The organism is Micromonospora xinjiangensis, assembly GCF_056150165.1.
The window spans coordinates 723,166-745,083 of sequence record NZ_JAXCFO010000001.1 but is presented as its reverse complement, the minus strand read 5'-3'; the positions used below and the strand labels follow the sequence as shown (position 1 = coordinate 745,083).

Genomic DNA, 21,918 nt, shown 5'->3' with positions numbered 1-21,918 from the left:
CGCGTATACCAACTTAATTACGACTACGACCGATTCGTGACTGTCATACCGGGAAAGCCGGCACCGAGGGCGTTTCATTGGTGCACGGCGTGTGAACGCGCACGCCGACGGTTGTCCGGGAGGTGTGATGGAGGTCGCCGACCCGCGCAACGTCGTCCCGCCCGGGCGCGTGGCGCCGTTCACCGCCTTCATCGCCACCATCCTGGCCCTGGCGGTGCTCGTCGCGGCCGGCCCGCTGGCGGCGTTGCCGGACCAGCTGCCCGAGATGCCGGTGGCGTTCTGGACGATGGCGGCGCTCGCGGTGTTCTGCGACGCCCGTCCGTTCGTCCCGCCGGGGCGGCGGCAGTCGTCGGCGGTCTTCCCGTCCACCTGCTTCACCTTCGCCATCCTGCTCGGCTGGGGCCTCGGCCCGGCGGTGGCCGTGCAGGCGGTCGCCGTGATCGTCTCCGGCTGGCGACTGCGGCACGCCGTGTGGCGCACGGCGTTCAACGTCGGCCAGTACGCGTGCGCCCTGGCCGCCGCGTACGCGGTCACGCGGCTCGGCCCGGGCACCCTCTTCTCCGGCGGCGACCTGCACGGCTCCGACGTGGTGGCGGTCGGCGGTGCGACGGTCGCCTGGTTCGTCGTCAACTACGTGCTGGTCAGCGCGGCCGTACGCCTGCGCTTCGGTGACCGGTGGTGGCCGAGCTTCCGACAGGGCCTCGGCTTCGAACTGCTCTCCACCGGGTCGCTGCTGCTGCTCGCCCCGGTGCTGGTCGCCGCGGCACGCACCAGCGCGGCCCTGATCCCCCTGGTGCTGGTGCCGCTCTTCGCCGTCTACCGGATGGCCCGGCTCACGGTCGAACAGCAGCAACTCGCCTCCCTGGACCCGCTCACCGGCCTGCCGAACCGCAAGGCGCTGCTGGCCGAGGTCGCCGAGCAGGTGCACCTGCACGCCGAACGCTCCGCCCGCGGTGAGCCCGACGGGCACCTGGCGCTGCTGCTGATCGACCTGGACCGGTTCAAGAACGTCAACGACGCGCTGGGCCACGCGGTGGGGGACCGGCTGCTGGTCGAGGTCAGCCAGCGGCTGACGACGCTCGTCGGCGGCCGGGACATGGTGGCCCGGTTGGGCGGGGACGAGTTCGCCATCGTCATGACCGGGCTGACCGACGTCGGCGAGGCCCGGGACCTGGCCGACCACGTGGTGCGGACCCTCGCCGAGCCGGTAGCGCTCGACGGGTTGCCGCTGGACGTCGGCGGGTCCATCGGCATCGCGCTCTTTCCCGAGCACGGCGAGGACTTCGCCACGCTGATGCGCCACGCCGACGTGGCGATGTACGACGCCAAGCACCGCAACGACACCGTCGCCGTGTACGCGGCGGAGTCCGACCACAACTCCGCCGAGAGGCTCGGGTTGCTGGCCGACCTGCGCCGGGTGCTGGAGGCCGGTTCCGCCGTCGACGACACGCCCGGCCGGTCGTCCCTGTCCACGGCGGGGCAGGAGTCGCCCCTCGGCGCCCGCGGGGGCGACGGCGCCGCCCTCACCCCGGGAGGCGACGGCGCTGCCCTCACCCCGGGAGGCGGCGGCGCCCGCACCCCGAGAGGCGATGGTGCGACGTCGGGTGCCGGTAGCGCCGCGGCCCGCGGCGGCGGCTCGGCGGGCAGCGGTCCGGCCGGTGGTCGGTGGGGGCGGTGGTGGCCGCGCCGGCGGGGACGCCGCCCCGAGGTGGTGCCGGACGACGAGCTGATCAGCCGGATCGTGGCGGGTGCCGACCCGACCCGCCGCCGCTCCGGTCGTCCCGTGACAGCCCTGGTCGACCGGGGGCCGGTCGTCGATCGGCGACCGCCGAACGGCCGTACCCCGGGCGACGTGCCGCCGAACGGCAGCACGCCGGGCGACGTGCCGCCGAACCGTGCCCCCGTCGGTGAGCCGCCGAGTGGCCGTGCCCCTGCCGACCCGTCGGCGGACGCCCGCGTTGCCGCCGGCGAGCCGGCGACCGCGACGGCGGCCGCGGCGGTCGCTGACACCGCGTCCGGGACGTTCTCGTCCGCGGCGGCGGACGACGCGGCGGTCGGCGCGGGTGGGTCGGCCGCGAGGCGGTCGAGCGGGGCCCACCTCGGCGGGCCGGGCCGGCACGGGGCGCGGACCGGCGGGCGGGGTGGGGACGCCGACCCGGCCGTCGACGTCGGCGAGATCACCATGTACTACCAGCCGCAGATCGCCATCGCCACGGGCGAGGTGGTGGGCGTCGAGGCGCTGCTGCGCTGGCGGCACCCGCGACGCGGGATGGTCGACCCGGAGGAGCTGATCCGGGTCGCCGAGCAGAGCGCCGTGATGCGGCTGCTCACCCGCCGCGTGGTCGACGACGTCGTGGAGCAGCTCGCCAAGTGGTCGGCCGCCGGGGTCGGCCTCCGGGCGGCCCTCAACGTCAGCGTGCGCGACCTGCACACCGGCGAGATCGCCGACCAGATCGCCGACCGGTTGGCGCGGTACGGCGTACCGCCGGACCGGCTGCAGCTGGAGATCACCGAGGGCGCCCTCATGGCCGACCCGCGCCGGGTGCTCGCCACGATCTCCCGGCTGCACCGCATCGGGGTGGCGATCGCGCTGGACGACTTCGGCACCGGCTACTCGTCGCTCCAGCACCTGCGCCGGCTCCCGCTCTCCGAGGTCAAGGTGGACCGCAGCTTCGTCCTCGGCATGGCGGAGGACCCCGACGACGCGGCGATCGTCCGGTCGATGATCGAGCTGGCGGGCGCGCTCGGCCTGCGGGTCGTCGCGGAGGGCGTGGAGGACGAGCGGACCTGGCGGATGCTGTACGCGGCCGGGTGCGACGCCGCGCAGGGCTGGTTCTACGCGCGGCCGATGCCGGCGGAGGAGCTGGTGACGTGGCTGGCCCGGTACCGGCCGGTGCGGCCCACCGGCGGCCCGGACCCGGACACCCGCCGCCGGCACGCCCGCTGACCGCCACCCGGACCCGGACACCCGCCGCCGGCACGCCCGCTGACCGCCGCCCGGAGCCGTACGCCGCCGGCACGCACGCCGACCCCCGCCCACGGACGGGCGACCGGGGGAGCCGGACGCGTCGGGGCGACGCAGGCCCGGGCCGGCTGGAATCCGACGGCGCCGCCGGGGCGGAGGGGGAGTCGGGGACGCCGGGCCGGCGCGGAACAATAGACTCGCTCCGGTCACCGCGCGTCACTCGGTATCGCCGCGCGGTCGGCACACAGGCCGGACCAGGACCGTCACGAAGGGGGCACCCGATGGCCGCCATCTCCCGCGAGGAGGTCGCGCACCTCGCGCGCCTGTCGCGGCTCGCCGTCACCGAGGAGGAGCTGGACACCTTCGCGGGCCAGCTCGACGTGATCCTCCAGGCGGTCGCCCAGGTCGGCGAGGTCGCCGCCGCGGACATCCCGCCGACCTCGCACTCGGTGCCGCTGACGAACGTCCTGCGTGAGGACGTCGAGACGCCGTGCCTGACCCCGGAGGAGGCGTTGTCGGGCGCGCCCGACGCCGAGGACCAGCGGTTCCGCGTCCCCCGGATCCTGAACGAGGACCTGGCGTCATGAGCGGGCGCAGCGAGCGGATCGGCACGACCGGCGCGCCGTCGCGGCACGGCGCGGGTGAGCGAAGCGAGGCGGCGGCATGAGCGACCTGACCACGAAGACCGCGGCGGAGATCGCCGCCCTGGTGGCCGACGGGGAGACCTCCGCCGTCGAGGTCACCCAGGCCCACCTCGACCGGATCGCGGCGGTCGACGACCGGGTGCACGCCTTCCTGCACGTCGACAGCGAGGGCGCCCTCGCCGCGGCCCGCGCCGTCGACGAGCGTCGCGCGGCCGGTGAGCCGCTCGGCCCGCTCGCGGGCGTGCCGGTGGCCGTGAAGGACGTGCTCGCCACCCGGGGCGTGCCGACCACCGTCGGCTCCAAGATCCTGGAGGGCTGGCGTCCGCCGTACGACGCGACGATCGTCGAGCGGCTGCGCGCGGCCGGCACGGTGATGCTCGGCAAGACCAACATGGACGAGTTCGCGATGGGCTCCTCCACCGAGTACTCGGCGTACGGCGCGACCCACAACCCGTGGGACCTGAGCCGGATCCCGGGCGGCTCGGGTGGTGGCAGCGCCGCGGCGCTGGCCGCGTACGAGGCGCCGCTGGCGATCGGCTCGGACACGGGCGGTTCGATCCGCCAGCCCGGCGCGGTCACCGGCACCGTCGGGGCGAAGCCGACCTACGGCGGCACCTCCCGCTACGGGCTCGTCGCCTTCTCCTCGTCGCTGGACACGCCGGGCCCGTGCGCCCGGACGGTGCTGGACGCCGCGCTGCTGCACGAGGCCATCGGCGGGCACGACCCGCGCGACTCGACCTCGATCCCGCAGCCGGTGCCGGACGTGGTGGCGGCCGCGAGGCGCGGCGCGACCGGCGACCTGAGCGGCGTGAAGCTCGGCATCGTCACCGAGTTCGCCGGTGAGGGCGCCGAGCCGGGAGTGCTCGCCGCGTTCCGCGAGGCCGTCGACACGCTCACCAAGCTGGGCGCCGACATCGTCGAGGTCTCCTGCCCGCACTTCAAGTACGCGCTTCCGGCGTACTACCTGATCGCGCCCAGCGAGTGCTCCTCCAACCTGGCCCGGTTCGACGGCGTCCGGTTCGGCCTGCGGGTCGGCGACGACGGCAACCGGTCGCTGGAGGAGGTCATGTCGCTGACCCGCGAGGCCGGCTTCGGCCCGGAGGTCAAGCGCCGGATCATGATCGGGACGTACGCGCTCTCGTCGGGCTACTACGACGCCTACTACGGGCAGGCCCAGAAGGTCCGTACGCTCATCACCCGCGACTTCACGGCGGCGTTCGAGCAGGTGGACGCGTTGATCTCGCCGACCACCCCGTTCGTGGCGTTCCCGATCGGCGCGCGCACCTCCGACCCGTACCAGATGTACCTCGCCGACCTGTTCACCATCCCGACGAACCTGTACGGCGGGCCGGGCATCTCGGTGCCGTGCGGCCTGTCCGACGGGCTGCCGGTCGGTCTTCAGGTCATGGCGCCGACGATGGCCGACGACCGGATGTACCGGGTCGCCGCCGCGCTGGAGAGCGCCGTCGGCACGTTCACCCCACCGGCACTGTGAGGCAGGAGCTCCGATGACCACGACACTGCCCTCGTACGACGACGTCGTCGCGCGCTACGAACCGGTGATCGGCCTGGAGACCCACGTCGAGCTGGGCACCCGGACGAAGATGTTCTGCGGCTGCCCCACCGACTTCGGCGGCGAGCCGAACACCCGGGTCTGCCCGGTCTGCCTGGGCCTGCCCGGCTCGCTGCCGGTGGCGAACAAGGCGGCCGTCGAGGCGACGATCCGGATCGGCCTCGCGCTGAACTGCTCGATCGCGCAGTGGTGCCGGTTCGCCCGGAAGAACTACTTCTACCCGGACATGCCGAAGAACTTCCAGATCAGCCAGTACGACGAGCCGCTCTGCGTCGACGGCTACCTGGACGTCGAGGTGAACGGCGAGACGGTGCGGATCGGCATCGAGCGCGTGCACCTGGAGGAGGACACCGGCAAGACGCTGCACGTGGGCGGCGCCACCGGCCGCATCCACGGCGCGACCGAGTCGCTGGTGGACTACAACCGGGCCGGCATCCCGCTCGTCGAGATCGTCACCAAGCCCATCCCCGGCACCGGGGCGCTCGCGCCCGAGGTGGCCCGCGCGTACGTCACCGAGCTGCGGGACGTGATCCGCTCGTTGGGCGTCTCCGACGTCCGGATGGAGGAGGGTTCGCTGCGCTGCGACGTGAACACGTCGCTGAACCTCCCCGGCGAGGAGTGGGGCACCCGGACCGAGACGAAGAACGTCAACTCGCTGCGGTCGGTGGAGCGGGCGGTCCGCTCGGAGATGCTGCGCCAGGCGTCGGTGCTCGACGCGGGTGGCCGGATCACCCAGGAGACCCGGCACTTCCACGAGGACACCGGCGACACGACGCCGGGCCGCTCGAAGGAGACGGCGACCGACTACCGGTACTTCCCGGAGCCGGACCTGGTGCCGCTCGCGCCGGACCCGGCGTGGGTGGCCGAGCTGAAGGCGGCCCTGCCGGAGCTGCCCCGGGTGCACCGGCGGCGGCTCCAGGAGCAGTGGGGCCTGTCCGACCTCGACATGCAGTCGGTGCTCAACGCCGGCGCGGTGGAGCTGATCGAGCAGACCGTGGCCGCCGGTGCCACCCCGGCCGCGGCCCGCAAGTGGTGGCTCGGCGAGCTGTCCCGGCGGGCCAACGAGACCGGCGTGGAGCTGGCCGACGTCGGGGCCACCCCGGCACAGGTCGCGGAGCTCCAGGGCCTCGTCGACGCCGGCAAGCTCAACGACAAGCTGGCCCGGACGGTGCTGGAGGGCGTGGTGGCCGGCGAGGGCTCGCCGACCGAGATCATGACCAACCGCAACCTGGAGGTGGTCTCCGACACCGGCGCGCTCACCGCCGCCGTCGACGAGGCGATCGCCGCCAACCCGGACATCGCCGAGAAGGTCCGCAGCGGCAAGGTCGCGGCGGCGGGCGCCCTGGTGGGCGCGGTCATGAAGACCACTCGCGGCCAGGCCGACGCCAAGACCGTCCGGGAGCTGATCCTGCAACGCCTGGGCGCCCAGGGCTGACCCCCACCCCACCCCCAACCCCCACTCCCGGCCGGACCCCGTCGACCGTGTGGTGAGCGGCAGTGTGAGACGCCCGCACACCCACGGTCGACGCCGGGGGCCGTCGGGGACCCCCGTGGGCGTCAACGGCGACGCCCGGATGGAGCCACCGTGAACCAGCACGACCTCGACGTCCTCGACGAGATCCAGCGGCGGGTGCTCTGGCTCGCGACGCGGATCGTGGACGCGGCCAACCACGACCGGGACACCGGCGACGGGGTGAAGGTCGGCGGGCACCAGGCGTCCAGCGCCTCGCTGGTCACCGCCATGACCGCGCTCTGGTTCGCGCACCTGGACGCCGCCGACCGGGTGGCCGTGAAGCCGCACGCGTCGCCGGTGTACCACGCCATCCAGTACCTGCTGGGCAACCTGGACCGCTCCTACCTCACCCGGCTGCGGGCCCGCGGCGGCCTCCAGTCGTACCCGTCGCGCACCAAGGACCCGGACGGCGTCGACTTCTCCACCGGCTCGGTCGGGCTCGGCGCGGCGGCGCCGCTGTTCGCGGCGGCCACCCGGCGGTACGTCGACGCGCACTTCGGCCCCCGGCCCCGGTCCCGGTTCATCGCGCTGATCGGCGACGCGGAGCTGGACGAGGGCAACATCTGGGAGGCCGTCGCCGACCCGGCCACCACCGGTCTCGGTGACGTCATGTGGCTTGTCGACTTCAACCGCCAGTCGCTGGACCGGGTGGTGCCCGGGGTGCGGATCAACCAGTGGCGGGGGCAGTTCGAGGCGGCCGGCTGGCATGTCGTCGAGGTCAAGTACGGCCGCCGGCTCGCGGCGGCGTACGAACGGCCGGGCGGGTCCGCGCTGCGGGACTGGATCGACGCGATGCCCAACGAGCAGTACCAGTCGCTGTTCGGGCTCGCCGGGGCGGAGCTGCGCAAGCGGTTCCTCGACGGCGCGCCCGAGGCGGTCGCCGCGTTCATCGCCGACATCCCCGACGACGAGTTGGGCCCGCTCGTCACCGACCTCGGCGGGCACGACCTCGCGGCGCTGCTCGACGCGTACGCCCAGTGCGACGCCGTCACCGACCGGCCCAGCGTGGTCTTCGCGTACACGGTGAAGGGGTGGGGGCTGCCGATCGCCGGCAACCCGCGCAACCACTCCGCCCTGCTCACCACCGAGCAGGTCGACGCGTTGCGCGCCGCGCACGGCCTGACCCCGGAGACCGAGTGGGACCGGCTGGACCCGGCGACGCCGGCCGGCATCCGAGCCGGTGAGCGCCGGGAGGCGCTGTCCCGACCGCCGCGCGAGCGGGCGCTGGGGGTCACCGTCCCGGAGACCACCCGGATACGCGCCACCAAGCCGATCTCCACCCAGGAGGTCTTCGGCCGGGTCCTCGTGGACCTTGCCCGCGACCCGGAGGTGGGCCGCTACCTGGTGACCACGGCCCCGGACGTCGCCACCTCCACCAACCTGGCCGGGTTCATCAACAAGACCGGGGTGTTCGCCCCGACCGCTCAGCGCTCCTGGACGGAGGACCGGATGCTGCGCTGGACGGAGACCCCGTCCGGGCAGCACATCGAGCTGGGCATCTCGGAGATGAACCTGTTCCTGCTGCTGGGCCAGCTCGGCCTGGCCTGGGACCTGTCCGGCCAGCCGCTGTTGCCGGTCGGCACCGTGTACGACCCGTTCGTGCTGCGCGGCCTGGACGCGTTCCTCTACGGCACGTACTCCGGTGCCCGGTTCGTGGTCGCCGGCACCCCGTCCGGGATCACGCTCGCCCCCGAGGGCGGGGCACACCAGTCGACCATCACCGCCTCCGTCGGGCTGGAGCTGCCCGGCGTGACGTTCATCGAGCCGGCGTACGCCGTGACCCTGGACTGGCTGCTCTGCGACGCGCTGGGCCAGATCGCGGCCGGCGCGGCGCCGTCGGCGACGGCCGCGCCGGCCGAGGACGGGGCGTACTACTTCCGCCTCAGCACCCGCCCGGTCGACCAGGCGCCGTTCGAGGCGGCGCGCGCCCGGTTCGGCGACGCGGTGCTGCGCCGGCAGGTCGTCGCCGGTGCGTACCGGCTGGTCGACGCCCACCAGGCGTACCCGCACCTGGCGGACGCGCCGGTCGTGCAGCTGGCCGCGTCCGGGGCGGTGCTGCCCGAGGTGCTGGCCGCCGCCGCGGAGCTGGCCGAGGAGGGCGTCGCCGCGCACGTCGTGGACGTGACCTCCCTGGACCGGATCTACCGGGCCTGGCAGCGCACCCTCCGCCAGGGTGTGCGTACGGCGACCGTGCCGAGCGTGCCCGGGGCGCTCCGCTCCGCCTTCGACGACCGGGCGCCGCTGGTCACCGTGCACGACGCGGCGTCGCACGCGATGGCCTGGCTCGGCTCCGCGCTCGGCGTGCCGGCGGTGCCGCTCGGGGTGGACGAGTTCGGCCAGTCCGGCAGCGTCGCCGAGCTGTACGAACTGCACGACCTGCTCCCCGGCAGCATCGTCAACGCCGCTCTGGCGGCGCTCGCACTGCGCCGCTGACCTCAGCGGGTGGGGCTCGGCGTCGCCGTCGGGCTCCCGCTCGGGGTGGGGGAGACCGGCCCGCCCCGGCTCGGTGTCGGGGTGACGGGCACCTCGTCTCCGGCCTTCGGATCCTGGATGACGTGCCGTTCCAGGTTCACCTGGGCCTCGCCGGTGCCGCCCACCGTGATGTCGTCGTACGCCTGGAGCAGCTTGTCCTTGTCGAAGTACAGGACGCTCATCGACAGCGGGGTGGGCTTCTCGCCCTCCAACCCGCGCAGCCCGGCGCCGCCGGTGGAGCCCTCCACCATGAGCTGGGTCGGCATCTGCCCGGGCAGCTGCGGCAGCTTCGAGACCTGCCGGGTGTGCGTGTGCCCGGCCAGGACGAGCGGGCAGGTGCCGGAGAGCGGCCCGGCCGACGCCGGGTCGTGCACCAGCGCGATGTTCACCGGGCGGGGGGACTTGCGGATCGTCTCGGCGAGCTGCTCGCCGGACCCGATGACCTGGTCGGCCACCTGCTGGGTCATCCCGCTGCCGGCCGGCGAGGTGTTCTTGTCCGGGGTGAAGCGCGGGTCGCCGATTCCGGCGATGGTCAGCCCCGCGACCGTGGCGGTCGAGTTGTTCAACACGATCGCGTTCGGCTGACGGGCCACCGCCGCCGCCGTCCGGGCCGAGTCGTGGTTACCGCGGATGTAGACGTACGGCTTGCGCAGCACGCCGATGGAGCCGACGAAGGACGCCTCCGGCTCGCTGCCCCAGTCGGTGATGTCGCCGGTGTCGATCACCACGTCGATATCGAACTGGTCCACCACCGTGCGGATCAGCTGCCACCCGGTCGGGTTGAGGTGCATGTCCGACACGTGCAGCACCCGGGTGGTGTCGGGCGCCGGCTCGAACACCGGCAGCCCGGAGACGGTGGTGTAGAGCTGGCTGACGTTGCCCACCAGACGTTGGAGCTGTTCGGCGTAGCGCGTGTAGTCGTTGGCGATGCGCCGCGCGTCACCGACGATCGCCGGCGCGTTCACCAGCAGCCCCTCGTAGCGGGGCTCCTCGATCGCCTGGGGGCGCAGGGTGGTCGCGGCCGCACCCAGACTGCCCGCCGTGACGACGAGGGCCAGGCCGCCCGCCCAGGCGGTGCGGCGGACGTTCCGGAACACCAGCCCGGCGAGGAGCAGCGTGGCCAGCACCGCCGAGGCGACCGTACGCAGGCCGAGCCGCATGATCCCGGCGCGCACGTCCTCGACGGCGGAGACGCTGGCCCGCTGGATGCTCGCCGGATCGTCGATCAGTGCCTCGGTGCGGGTCTGGTCGAGCGCCCCCAACCGGACGGTGAGGTGGGTCGGCCCGTCGTGGCTGTCCAGCAGGAGCGCGCCCAGCGGCGGGATGTCGACGGTGGTGCCCCCCGCGGTGTCGGGGGAGAGGGTGAGGGTCGCCTGGAAGGGCCCGATGTCCGTGTCGACCCGACCGCCGGCGAACACGCCGAGCACCACACCGGCCAGGGTGACGACCAGCACGGCGAGGGTCACACCGGCCATGCGCAGCGGGCCGCGCCACCCGGCCGGCGCCGCGCCGCGCCGCGGCGACCAGCGACGCCGGCCCGCCACCGAGGCGTCCCCGGCGGCGTGCTGCTCGTTCCGCTCCCCGTCCATGCTGACGATTGTGTCTCGCTCGGATCAGCTTCGTCCGGCGCCGCCGTCGGCGAAGACCAGTCGCAGGATCCGGTCGTCCTCCGGAACCGGCTGCCCTCGCCCGTCGTGGTTGGAGGTGGTCACCCAGATGGACCCGTCGGGCGCCTTGGCGACGGCCCGCAGTCGTCCGTACCGGTCGGTGAGCAGCTCGTGCGGCTGGCCGAGCACGCTGCCGGTGTCGGTCAGCTCGACCACCCAGAGCCGCTTGCCGCGCAGGCAGGCGGTGACCAGAAGCCGGTCCACGGCGGCCAGACCGGAGCAGGAGGCGTCCGAGGTCGGCCACTGGGTGATCGGATTCACGTAACGCTTGTCGTCGCCGCGCCCCTCGACCTCCGGCCAGCCGTAGTTCTTCCCCTTGGCGATCTCGTTGATCTCGTCCCAGGTGTTCTGGCCGAACTCCACGGCGTACATCCGTTTGGCCGGGTCCCAGGCGAAGCCCTGCACGTTGCGGTGCCCCAGCGACCAGACGGGCGAGTCGGGGAACGGGTTGCCCGGCGCGGGCTTGCCGTCCCGGGTGATCCGGAGGATCTTGCCGCCGAGGTTCTTGACGTCCTGCGAGTTCGGGCGGTCGCCCGCGTCGCCGGTGCTCGCGTAGAGCTGACCGTCCGGGCCGAACCCGAGGCCACCACCGTTGTGGATCCCCGCCTTCGGGATGCCGGTGAGGATCGGGGTCGGCTCTCCGCCGAGCTGGAGCCGGACGATCCGGTTGTCCCGCTCGGTGGTGTAGTAGACGAAGAGCGTCCGGTCCCGCTGGTACTGCGGGGAGACGGCGATGCCGAGCAGGCCGCCCTCGCCGTCCGCCGCCACGTCGGTGACGGTGTGGGCCACGGTGACGCGCAGCCCGTCCGGCCCGGACTCGGGGCCGACCTTCAGGATCCGGCCGCTGTCGCGCTCGGTGACCAGGGCGCCGCCGTCGGGGAGGAAGCCGATCGCCCAGGGCACGCGCAGCCCCTTCGCCAGGACCGTGGCGATGACCTGCTGGCCGGCGCCGCCCTCGCTCGCGGAGGTCGAGGGGCTCGGGAAGGTGGGCGGCTCACCCGCCGGGTCGGGTTCCGGCTCGCCGAAACTGCATCCGGTGGCCGCCAGCAGCAGTGCCGCGCAGGACGCCGCGAGTGCCCGACGGGCGCGGCGGACGCGGGGGTACGGGGGACGGGCGCTCACCCGGCCCAGGGTATCCCGAGCGAGGGCCGCAGGCGGGGTGTGCGGCGGTCCGGTCGCCGCCGCCGGGGGCTACAGTCGGCGGGCGTGAAGGTATGGATTCCGCACGAGGCCGGGTTGACGCTCCTCGGTGAGCTGCCCCCGGAGGTCACCGTCGAGGTCGTCGAGCAGCCCGACAAGCTCCCCTCCGAGGCGGCGGGCGTCCGGTTCTGGGTGCCACCGTTCCTCTCCAACTCGGACGCCGCGTCACTCCTGGACGAGCTGCGCGACCTCGAGGTGGTGCAGCTGCTCTCCGCCGGCGCGGACGCCTGGGTCGGCCGGACGCCGGAGGGCGTGACGCTCTGCGACGCCCGGGGCGTGCACGACCCGTCGACCGCCGAGTGGGTGGTGACCGCGATCCTCGCGCAGCTGCGGGCGTTCCCCGCGTTCGTCCGGGCACAGGCGCGGCGGGAGTGGGCGTTCGGCGCCGTGGCCCCCACCGACGAGCTGTCCGGCAAGCGGGTGCTGATCCTGGGCGCCGGCTCGATCGGCACCGCGGTGCGTGACCGGCTCGCCCCGTTCGACGTCAGCTTCACCCTGGTGGCCCGGACCGCCCGGCCCGAGCAGGGGGTGCACGGCGTCGAGGAGCTGCCCCGGCTGCTGCCCGAGGCCGACGTGGTGGTGGTGCTGGTGCCGCTCACCGACCAGACCCGCGGGCTGGTCGACGCGCGGTTCCTGGCCGCGATGCGCGACGGCGCGCTGCTGGTCAACGCCGCCCGCGGGCCGGTGGCGCGCACCGGGGACCTGGTCGCCGAACTCGCCACGGGGCGGATCTCCGCCGCGCTGGACGTCACCGACCCGGAGCCGCTGCCGGCGGAGCATCCGCTCTGGGAGCTGCCCAACGTGCTGCTCACCCCGCACGTCGCCGGGTCGGTGCGCGGGCTGCTTCCGCGCGCGTACCGGCTGGTCGGCGACCAGGTGCGCCGGTTCGCCGCCGGCGAACCGCTGATCAACACGGTGGTCGACGGCTACTGACCCACTTCTGCTTCGTTGATCAAGAGGTTCGCGTCCCGCCCCGATTCCTGACGCGAACCTCTTGATCACCGATGATCGACAGGACGGACCCTAGGCGGTGGTGTCGGGCAGGGCCTGACCGGTGGCGGAGATCAACCGGGGCAGGTCGTTGCCGCGTACCGCCGGGAGGACGACCTGCTGGCCGTCGTCGAGCCGGGCCACGGCGCGCCCGCGCGGATCGGCGGCCAGCTCGACCACCTGGTCCCAGGCGATCCGGCGCTGCCCGACGAGCGCCCGTACGCGCAGCTCGCGCGCGTCGACGTCGGTGCCCGCCCGCCAGGCCCAGATGCCCACGGCCAGCGGGACGAGCAGCACCGGCAGCAGGTACGTCCGGGCGTTGGCCAGCGGCAGGGCGCCGATGAAGGCGATGATCGCCGCGGCCAGGAGGGCCTGGTTGTGCCGGAAGCGGACGGTGGCGGGCTTACTCACCCTCCGATGATCCCACCTCGGTCGGATCAGGCGTGCGCCGGGCGGTGCCGGGCGGTCTCGCGGCGACCATGGTGACGAGCGTCACTGCGTCGGCGGATGTGCGGCACGTAACCGTCAGCCCTCACCAATCGTTCCGGACCATTGGGCAGCGGACTCACCCTCCGTCGCCCTCGCGCACCGCCCCCGTGCCCCCTCACGAAGGCGACCGCCGTGCTCCTCGCCGCCCCTCTCCGCGCCCTGGCCCCAGGTCGGGCCGCGCTGGCGGCCGCCGTGCTCGCGGCGGTCCCGCTCCTCGTCCTCGCCGCCACCGCCCACCTGCTCGCCGTCGTCTCGGTCGTGGCGCTCGCCGGTGGCGCCGGTGCCGCGCTCGCCGGGCTACGCCTCTCCCGGCTGGCCGTCCGGTCACCGGCGGCCCGCACCGGCATCCTGCTGCTCGACGCTGCCGTGGTGGCGGCCGGGCTGACCGCGGCCCTGCTGCCGCTGGCGGGCACCGGGCACCAAGTGGCGGCGGGCGTGGGCCTGGTCGTGACCGCGGGCCTCGCCGGCCTCGGCCTGCGCCGCCTGCCCGGCCGCGCGCGACCGCCGGCGCGGGTGCGGCTACGCCGCCTCGCCGACGCGGGCGCCCCGACGGTGGGGCTGGCCCTCGCGGGCTGGCTGTCGCTGCACCGCTCCGCGCTTCCGGAACTGGTCCGACTGCCCACGGCGGTGCTGCTGGGAGTGCTCGGCATGGCCGGGCTCACCTCGCTGACCGGCCCGCACCGCCGTCCGGGCGCGGCCGTCTGCCGTGGCGGCGTGGCGCTCACCCTGCTGGGTCTGCTGTTGCTGACTGTCGTCCCGTCGCGAGCCGTGGCGGATGCGCCGGCACTGGCGGCCGTACCGCCGTTGGTGGTCGGGATGCTGCTCGTCGCCGCCGGCGCGGTCCGGGCGGTCGACGCTGGTGCGGCGGTCACCCGCCCGGCGCCCGCCTGGCTCCGGGCGGTGGTCCCCGCGGTGACCGTGCTGGCGGCCGTCGGCCGGCACCTCGGCGCCGGTCTGCCGACCGACACCACCACCGTGCTCCTCGCTCTCGCGGCGGTGCCGCCGCTGGTGCTCCGCGAACTGCTCCGGGCCGGTGACGCCCGCCCGCACGCCCGGCACAGCGAGCCGGACGGCGTCGGCGCGGCCCCGGACGAGCCCGACGGCGCCGGCACGAGCCCCGACGAGCCGGGTGGGCGACAGCGCGCGCGCCGCCCGGCGGACGCGACGCCGGGGCCGCCGGCCGGCCGGTCGACGGAGCAGGAGCAGGAGTCGGGAGCGGCGCCGGAAACCGCCCGGCCGGCCGCGACCGCGCCGGTGGCGCCGCTCGCCGACCGGCCGGCGCTGCTGCGGGCCCTCGCCGCCCTGGGCGGCGCGCCGACGCCGACGGGGGCGCTGCTGGCGGTGGAGTTGCACCTGCCCGGCCCCGACACCGCCTCCCCGGTGCTGCGCGACGACCTGTGGGCCGAGGCGACGCGCCGGGCCAGGTCGGCCGTCGGCGGGCGGGACCTGCTCGCGCGGCTGGACGGTGGCGGGTTCGCGGTGGTCACCTCGGTCGGGCCGGTGCTCGCGTACGCGTTGGGCACCCGGCTGCTCGCCGCGCTCGTCGAGCCCTACCGGCTCGCCGGACGCGTGCTGCGGGTGCAGGCGAGCATCGGCCTGGCGGAGGTCACCGCGGACACCCCCGAGGACGTGCTGCGCCAGGCCGACCTGGCCCGCCGTCGGGCCGTCCAGCTCGGCCGCGACCGGGTCGAGTGGTACGACGCGTTCCTGGAGGAGCAGCTCGTCCGCCGGCTCGACCTGGAGCGGGAACTGCCCGGGGCGGTGGCCCGCGGCGAGCTGGACCTGGTCTACCAGCCGGTGCTGGGGCTCGGCGACCGGCAGCCCGTCGGCACCGAGGCGCTGCTGCGCTGGCGCAGCCCCGTGCTCGGCACGGTGCTCCCCGCCGAACTGCTCCCCGTCGCCGAGGACCTGGACATCGGCGGCGAGCTGGAGTGGTGGGTGCTGGACCGGGCCTGCCGGCAGCTCGCCGAGTGGTCCGCGAACGGCCGGCAGCTCTGGATGGCCGTCAACGTCACCACGGGCGAGCTGACGACGCCGGACTTCGTGCAGCGTACGGGCGCGATCCTCGCCGCGTACGGGGTGCCGCCGGAGCGGCTGGTGGTGGAGGTGGCGGAGCCGAGGATCGGCGGCGAACTGTCCACCGTGGTCGCCCGGCTGGCCGGGCTGCGCTCGCTCGGCGTGCGGACGGCGCTGGACGACTTCGGCGCCGAGCACGCCTCGCTGGCGCGGCTGCGGCGGCTGCCGATCGACCTGCTGAAGGTGGGCGCCCACCTCGTCGACCCGGGGCCGGACGCGCACCGCCCGCTCATCGAGGTGGTGGTCAACGTCGGCGACCGGCTCGGGGTGGAGGTGGTGGTGGAGGAGCTTGAGTCGACCACCCAGGTGCAGGGCGCGCACCGGGCGGGCTGCCGCTACGGGCAGGGCTTCGCGCTGGCCCGTCCGGCCACCGCGGAGCGGGTGGAGGCGTACTTCGAGGAGTTCCCGTCCGCGTCCCGTTGACCCCCGAGGGCGGTTGTCCGCCGGCGTCGGCGGTGGAAGGGTTACCGAGTCCGGGGACCCGGGGGAAGGCACGGTGAGATCGTGGGTCAGCGAGCGCTGCACGACGGGTGGGTGCTGAGGGCGGTGCCCGGCCCGCAGGTGCCCGAGGATGTCGCCGGGCAGGTGGTCCCCGCCACGGTGCCCGGCTGCGTGCACACCGACCTGCTCGCCGCCGGCCTCGTCCCCGACCCGTTCCTCGACGACAACGAGCGTGCGCTGGCCTGGATCGGGCGCACCGACTGGGTCTACGAGACGCGCTTCCGGCACGAGCCGGCCGCCGCGGATCGCACGGACCTCGTCTGCGCCGGGCTGGACACGGTGGCCACCGTGAGCCTGAACGGCGTCGAGGTCGCCCGCACCGAGAACATGCACCGGGGCCACCGCTTCGACGTGCGTTCGCTGCTGCGGGCCGGTGACAACACGCTGACCGTCCGCTTCGACTCCGCCTACCGCTACGCCCAGGCGCACCGTGAGCGGCTCGGCGACCGTCCGAACGCCTACCCGGAGCCGTTCCACTTCATCCGGAAGATGGCCTGCAACTTCGGCTGGGACTGGGGGCCGACCCTCGTCACCGCCGGGATCTGGCAGGAGATCGGGCTGCACGACTGGTCGACGGCGCGGCTGGCGACCGTACGCCCGCTGGTGACCCTCGACGGGGCCGACGGCCGCGTGACGGTGCACGTCGAGGTGGAGCGGGCGGGCGACGGGCCGCTCACCGTCCGGGCCGGGGTCGCGGACGCGACCGCCGAGGCGACGATCGCCGCGGGGCAGCGCACGGCCGTGGTCGACCTCACCGTCCGCGCGCCGGCGCGCTGGTGGCCGCGGGGGTACGGGGAGCAGCCCCGGTACCCGCTGACGGTGACGCTGCACGACCGGGACGGATCCACTCTGGACGGCTGGTCGCGGCGGGTCGGCTTCCGGTCGGTCCGGCTGGACACCGCGCCCGACGAGCACGGCTCCGCGTTCACCCTGCACGTCAATGACGTGCCGGTCTTCGTGCGGGGGGTGAACTGGATCCCGGACGACGCCTTCCCGACCCGGATCACCCGCGGCCGGCTGGCCGAGCGGCTCACGCAGGCCGTCGAGGCCAACGTCAACCTGGTGCGGGTCTGGGGCGGCGGCCGGTACGAGTCGGAGGACTTCTACGACCTCGCCGACGAGCGGGGTCTGCTCGTGCAGCAGGACTTCCTCTTCGCCTGCGCCGCGTACCCGGAGGAGGAGCCGTTCCGCACCGAGGTCGAGGCCGAGGCGCGGGAGCAGGTGACCCGGCTCGCCGCGCACCCGTCGCTGGTGCTCTGGACCGGCAACAACGAGAACATCTGGGGCTGGCACGACTGGGGTTGGCGGGACGCGCTGGCCGGGCGCACCTGGGGGCGCGGCTACTACCTGGACCTGCTGCCCCGGGTGGTCGCCGAGCTGGATCCGACCCGGCCGTACTGGCCGGGCAGCCCGTGGTCGGGGCGCGAGGACCTGCACCCGAACGACCCGGCGCACGGCACCACGCACATCTGGGACGTCTGGAACACCGACGACTACACCCGGTACCGGGCGTACACGCCACGGTTCGTGGCCGAGTTCGGCTATCAGGCGCCGCCCGCGTACGCCACCCTGCGGCGGGCGCTCTCCGACGAGCCGCTCGCCCACGACTCGCCCGGCATGGCACACCACCAGAAGGCGGCCGACGGGGACGCGAAGTTGCGACGCGGCCTGGAAGCGCACCTGCCCGTGCCGCGCGACTTCGACGACTGGCACTTCCTGACGCAGCTCAACCAGGCCCGCGCCATCCAGCTCGGGGTGGAGCACTTCCGCTCGCTCCGGCCGGTCTGCGCGGGGACCATCGTCTGGCAGCTCAACGACTGCTGGCCGGTCACCTCGTGGTCGGCGATCGACGGCGACGGCCGGCGCAAACCGCTCTGGTACGCGCTGCGCCGCGCGTACGCCGACCGGCTGCTCACCGTCCAGCCCCGTGACGGCGGGCTCGCCCTGGTCGCGGTCAACGACGGTCCCGACGACTGGCGGGCGGTGGCGGCGGTGACCCGGCTGACCCTGGCCGGCGAGCCGCGGGGCAAGACGTCCGTGGAGTTGGCCGTGCCGGCGCGCTCCTCGGTCACCGTGGCGCTGCCGGCCGAGCTGACCCGGCCGGACGAGGCCACCCGGGAGCTACTGGTGGCCGAGGCGGGCGGCGCGGAGCGTGCGCTGTGGTTCTTCGCCGAGGACCGGGACGTCGACTGGCCGGCGTCCCGCTGCGACGCGACCGTCGAAACCGTCGAGGGCGGGCAGCGGGTGCACGTCACCGCCCGCACGGTGCTGCGCGACCTGACCCTCTTCCCGGACCGCCTGCACCCGGCGGCCACCGTGGACGAGGCCCTGGTGACCCTGTTGCCCGGCGAGTCGGTCACCTTCACCGTGCGCGCCCCGGCCCCCCTCGACCCGCCCGCACTCACCAGCCACCCGGTCCTCCGTACGGTCAACTAGGGCTGTGGGGTTGTTCGCGCGAAGTGCGAACAACCCCACAGCCTCGATGACCTTGGTCAGAAGGTGCCCGTGGAGGGGCGGTTCCCGACCAAGATCCAGGTCAACCGCGGGCCGCGGAGAGGACCTGGCCGACCAGGTCGGCCGAGGTGCCCGACCGCTCGTACTCCGGGCGGTGCAGGCTGCCGCCCATCAGCGGGCGGGGGTTGCGGTGCACGGCCGGGCTGTCCGAGCTCACCAGCGCCGCGAAGTGGTACTCCTGCGCGCCGGTGGCCTCGATGATCCGGGCGATGTTGCGCGGGGTGATGCCGCCGCCGGGCATGACGACGATGCGGTCGCCGGCCCGGCGCACCAGCTCGGCGATGAGCGGCGCGCCCTCCAGCACGCTGACCTCCTGGCCCGAGGTCAGCACCCGGTGCACGCCCAGCTCGACGAGCTGCTCCAGCGCCTCGAACGGGTCACGGACCATGTCGAACGCCCGGTGGAAGGTCACGCTGGCGTCGCCGGCGGCCTCGATGAGCTTGCGCGTGGTGGGGACGTCCACGTCGCCCTCGGCGGTGAGCGCGCCGATCACCACGCCGTGCGCCCCGGCCTCGACCGCGGCGCGCACGTCGCGGACCATCGACTCGATCTCGGTGGGGGAGTAGATGAAGTCGCCGGCGCGCGGCCGGACGATGACGTGCACCCGGATCCGGTCCACGCTGCGCAGGGCCGTCTCGATGGTGCCGATGCTCGGGGTCAGCCCGCCGTCGAACAGCGCGGAGCAGAGCTCCACCCGATCGGCGCCGGCCGCCTCGGCGGCGATCGCGCCCTCGACGCTGTCGATGCAGATCTCGAATGTCGTCATCAGTCTTCCTTCTCCGTGCGGAACGTTCCCGCGGTGAAATCGATGGCGGCGGTGACGGCGCCCACCGGCTCACCCCCGCCGAGCACCGGCACGCGGCGCAGCTCCGGGGCACCGTCGACCGCCGCGCCGGCCTCGGCGAGGGCGGCGAGCGCGATCACGGTGGTGGCCCGCGGGCTGCCGTCGATCGCCTTGACGGCGACGGCGTACCCGTCGGCGGTGGCCACCCCGAGCACCCCCTCGGCGCCGCCCTTGGCGAGCACCCCCGGCAGGGCCCGCATGAGGTCCGTGTTCGGGTGGCCGTTCCACCCGCCGACGTACTCCGGGTGCTGCCGCATGGCCTCGGCCACCCGGGCCGGCGCGCTACCCGGCTCGGCGAGGGCCAGCGCCTGGAAGGTGCGGGCCAGCCCGGTGAGCGGCAGCCCGAAGAGCGGGGCGCCGCAACCGTCCACCGCCGTGGTGCTCACCGGTGCGCCGGCCAGCCGCTCGACGGCGGCGGCGGCCTCCCGCTGCAACGGGTGCGCCGGATCCAGGTAGTCGTCCGTCGACCAGCCTCGGGCGACGGCGGCGACCAGCATGGCGGCGTGCTTGCCCGAGCAGTTCATCCGGATCCGGGTGCGCTGCTCGCCCTCGCGGATCAGCCGCTCACGGGTCGCCTCGTCCTCGGGCCAGTCGACCGGGCAGCGCAGCGCGTCCTCGGTCAGCCCGGCGGCGGCGAGCAGCTCGCGTACCACGGCCACGTGCCGGTCGTCACCGGTGTGGCTGCCGGCGGCGATCGCCAGCGCGGGACCGGCGAGCACGCCGGCGAGCGGCGACGCGCCGCCGGCCGCCTCGGCGGCGCTCAGGCAGGCCAGCGCCTGTACCGGCTTGAGGGTGGAGCGCGGCAGCACCGGTTCGTCGGGCACGCCGGCGCTCAGCACGACGGCGCCGCTCGGGTCGAGCACCACGGCGCTGCCGAAGTGCCGGCTCTCCACGAAGCCGTTGCGGGTCACCCGGGCCAGTTCGGCGTACGGGGCGGTGGTCATGGGGCGGTACTCCCTGGGGTGAGCGGCGGCGTCACCGCGTCCCGCGCGGCCGATCGGCCGCGGGTGGTGAGCCGCCCGTTACGGGCCTGCAGGACGCGGGCGAACTTCGACAGCGACGCGTTGACGACGAGGTAGATCAGCGCCACCACCAGGAACGTCTGGATCAGCAGGTGGGTGTACGAGGCGAGCACCTGGCCGCTGTACAGCAACTCGGTGTAACTCACCACGAAGCCGAGCGAGGTGTCCTTGAGCAGCCCGACCAGCTGGCTGACCAGCGAGGGGGTCAACGTGAGCAGGGCCTGCGGCAGGACGACGAGCCGCATCACCTGGCCCCGGCGCAGGCCGATCGCGAGACCCGCCTCGGTCTGGCCCCGGTCCAGCGCCTTGATGCCGGCGCGGAAGATCTCGGCGAAGGCCGCCGCGTTGGAGACCACGAGCGGCACCACGAGCTTCCAGAACAGCGGGAAGTTCAGGCCGTACTTGGGCAGCGCGAAGAGCGTGATGTACACCAGCAGCAGCGCGGGTACGGTCCGGAAGACCTCCACGTACGCGCCGGCCAGCCAGCGCACCGGCCGATGTGTCGAGAGGCGGCCGAGCGCGAGCAGCAGCCCCAGCACGGAGCTGAGGACGGCGGTGGCCGCGGCGGCCAGCAGGGTGGCCCAGAGCGCGTCCAGCAGGTAGCGCCAGATCGGCCAGGTGGTGAAGGGCTGCCACCGCTCGGCGGCGAGTTCGCCGTGGCTGGCGAACTGGTGCACCGCCCAGGCGAGACCGCCGACGATGACGAACGCGCCCACCACGGTGGCGATGCGGATCCGGCGCTGCGCGCGCGGCCCCGGTACGTCGAAGAGGATCTGCTGGTTCTGGTTCATCGCACGATCGCAAACCTTCGTTCGAGCGCGCCGGTGAGGCGGCCCATCAGCAGCGCCAGCAGCATGTACGCGAGGCCGGCGCCGGTGAAGACGGCGATCGGCTGGGCCTCGACGAGATTGACGTTGTTGGCCGCCTGGGTAAGTTCCACGACGCCGACCGCGGCGGCCAGCGAGGTGTTCATCAGCAGCGCGATGCAGATGGTGCCCATCGGCTGGATCACCGCGCGCAGCCCCTGCGGCAGGATGACGTACCGCAGGGACTGGCTGAAGGTGAGCCCGATGGCGCGCGCCGCCTCGGCCTGCCCGATCCCCACCGTGTTGATCCCGGCGCGGATCGCCTCGGCCAGGTACGCGCCCTCGTACGCGGCGATCACGATGGCCGCCGAGGTGAAGAGCGGGAACGTGATGCCGATCGTGGGCAGGGCGAAGACGAAGAGGACGAGCAGGGCCAGCAGCGGCAGGTTCTGCAGCACCTCGACGTAGACCGTGCCGATGCCGCGCAGCAGCGGCACCGGGCAGATCCGCAGTGTCGCCACGAGGACGCCGAGCAGCAGCGCGCCGATGGTGGTCACGACGGTCAGGTGGACCGTCGTGACCAGCCCGTGGCCGAGCTCGCCGAGGTGAGCGGTGAGGGCTTCCATGGCGGGGTCGGGATCC

The 21,918-nt window shown here is 74.3% G+C and carries 15 protein-coding genes; 8 read left to right on the top strand and 7 right to left on the bottom strand.

The annotated features are described in order from the left end of the window. Positions 1-127: 127 nt before the first annotated feature. The 5 genes from SM573_RS03525 to SM573_RS03505 all read left to right on the top strand — a co-directional run bounded on the left by SM573_RS03525 (position 128) and on the right by SM573_RS03505 (position 9,128). On the top strand, positions 128-2,947 hold the full coding sequence (locus SM573_RS03525; protein ID WP_474615448.1) for an EAL domain-containing protein: 2,820 nt from the start codon (positions 128-130) through the stop codon (positions 2,945-2,947). A gap of 299 nt (positions 2,948-3,246) precedes the next feature. After that, the gene (gene gatC / locus SM573_RS03520) at positions 3,247-3,552 is read left to right on the top strand and encodes an Asp-tRNA(Asn)/Glu-tRNA(Gln) amidotransferase subunit GatC (protein ID WP_474613997.1); all 306 of its coding nucleotides are present in this window, start codon (positions 3,247-3,249) and stop codon (positions 3,550-3,552) included. 76 nt (positions 3,553-3,628) lie between these two features. After that, the gene (gatA, locus tag SM573_RS03515) at positions 3,629-5,104 is read left to right on the top strand and encodes an Asp-tRNA(Asn)/Glu-tRNA(Gln) amidotransferase subunit GatA (RefSeq protein ID WP_474615447.1); all 1,476 of its coding nucleotides are present in this window, start codon (positions 3,629-3,631) and stop codon (positions 5,102-5,104) included. A gap of 13 nt (positions 5,105-5,117) precedes the next feature. Continuing rightward, positions 5,118-6,617: an Asp-tRNA(Asn)/Glu-tRNA(Gln) amidotransferase subunit GatB gene (gene gatB / locus SM573_RS03510; RefSeq protein WP_474613995.1), complete on the top strand. Its 1,500-nt coding sequence runs from the start codon at positions 5,118-5,120 to the stop codon at positions 6,615-6,617. A 150-nt stretch (positions 6,618-6,767) separates the two neighbouring features. Continuing rightward, positions 6,768-9,128, top strand: a complete 2,361-nt coding sequence (locus tag SM573_RS03505; protein ID WP_474615446.1) for a transketolase-like TK C-terminal-containing protein — start codon at positions 6,768-6,770, stop codon at positions 9,126-9,128. A 2-nt stretch (positions 9,129-9,130) separates the two neighbouring features. On the opposite strand, the gene SM573_RS03500 is transcribed toward SM573_RS03505, so the two are convergent. Together SM573_RS03500 and SM573_RS03495 are read right to left on the bottom strand one after the other, a co-directional pair. Next, positions 9,131-10,756 (bottom strand): metallophosphoesterase, encoded by a 1,626-nt coding sequence (locus SM573_RS03500; protein ID WP_474615445.1) that lies wholly within the window; start codon positions 10,754-10,756, stop codon positions 9,131-9,133. Positions 10,757-10,780: 24 nt separating this feature from the next. Continuing rightward, complete coding sequence (locus SM573_RS03495) at positions 10,781-11,956, bottom strand: PQQ-dependent sugar dehydrogenase (RefSeq protein WP_474613992.1); 1,176 nt, start codon at positions 11,954-11,956, stop codon at positions 10,781-10,783. A gap of 84 nt (positions 11,957-12,040) precedes the next feature. Here SM573_RS03495 and SM573_RS03490 point away from each other — a divergent pair, with 84 nt between their 5' ends. After that, entirely contained in the window at positions 12,041-12,967 is a 927-nt protein-coding gene (locus tag SM573_RS03490; protein ID WP_474613991.1) for a 2-hydroxyacid dehydrogenase, read from the top strand. Between the two features lie 90 nt (positions 12,968-13,057). On the opposite strand, the gene SM573_RS03485 is transcribed toward SM573_RS03490, so the two are convergent. Beyond that, a complete protein-coding gene (locus SM573_RS03485; RefSeq protein ID WP_474613990.1) occupies positions 13,058-13,435 on the bottom strand; it encodes a PH domain-containing protein in 378 nt (125 codons plus the stop codon). Between the two features lie 210 nt (positions 13,436-13,645). Between SM573_RS03485 and SM573_RS03480 the strand changes: the two genes are divergently transcribed. Both SM573_RS03480 and SM573_RS03475 read left to right on the top strand, forming a co-directional pair. Continuing rightward, complete coding sequence (locus tag SM573_RS03480; RefSeq protein WP_474615444.1) at positions 13,646-16,012, top strand: EAL domain-containing protein; 2,367 nt, start codon at positions 13,646-13,648, stop codon at positions 16,010-16,012. Between the two features lie 78 nt (positions 16,013-16,090). Then, positions 16,091-18,526, top strand: coding sequence for a glycoside hydrolase family 2 protein (locus SM573_RS03475; RefSeq protein WP_474615729.1), 2,436 nt, complete (start codon positions 16,091-16,093; stop codon positions 18,524-18,526). 100 nt (positions 18,527-18,626) lie between these two features. Here SM573_RS03475 and SM573_RS03470 read toward each other — a convergent pair whose 3' ends face one another. The 4 genes from SM573_RS03470 to SM573_RS03455 are packed head-to-tail and all read right to left on the bottom strand — an operon-like array spanning position 18,627 to position 21,902. Beyond that, positions 18,627-19,370, bottom strand: coding sequence for a copper homeostasis protein CutC (locus SM573_RS03470; RefSeq protein WP_474613988.1), 744 nt, complete (start codon positions 19,368-19,370; stop codon positions 18,627-18,629). Beyond that, positions 19,370-20,392 (bottom strand): asparaginase, encoded by a 1,023-nt coding sequence (locus SM573_RS03465; protein ID WP_474613987.1) that lies wholly within the window; start codon positions 20,390-20,392, stop codon positions 19,370-19,372. The genes SM573_RS03470 and SM573_RS03465 overlap by 1 nt, the downstream gene beginning before the upstream one ends. Further along, entirely contained in the window at positions 20,389-21,261 is an 873-nt protein-coding gene (locus SM573_RS03460; protein ID WP_474615443.1) for an amino acid ABC transporter permease, read from the bottom strand. The genes SM573_RS03465 and SM573_RS03460 overlap by 4 nt, the downstream gene beginning before the upstream one ends. Next, on the bottom strand, positions 21,258-21,902 hold the full coding sequence (locus SM573_RS03455; RefSeq protein WP_474613985.1) for an amino acid ABC transporter permease: 645 nt from the start codon (positions 21,900-21,902) through the stop codon (positions 21,258-21,260). Before SM573_RS03455 ends, SM573_RS03460 begins: the two co-directional genes overlap by 4 nt. Positions 21,903-21,918 lie beyond the last annotated feature (16 nt).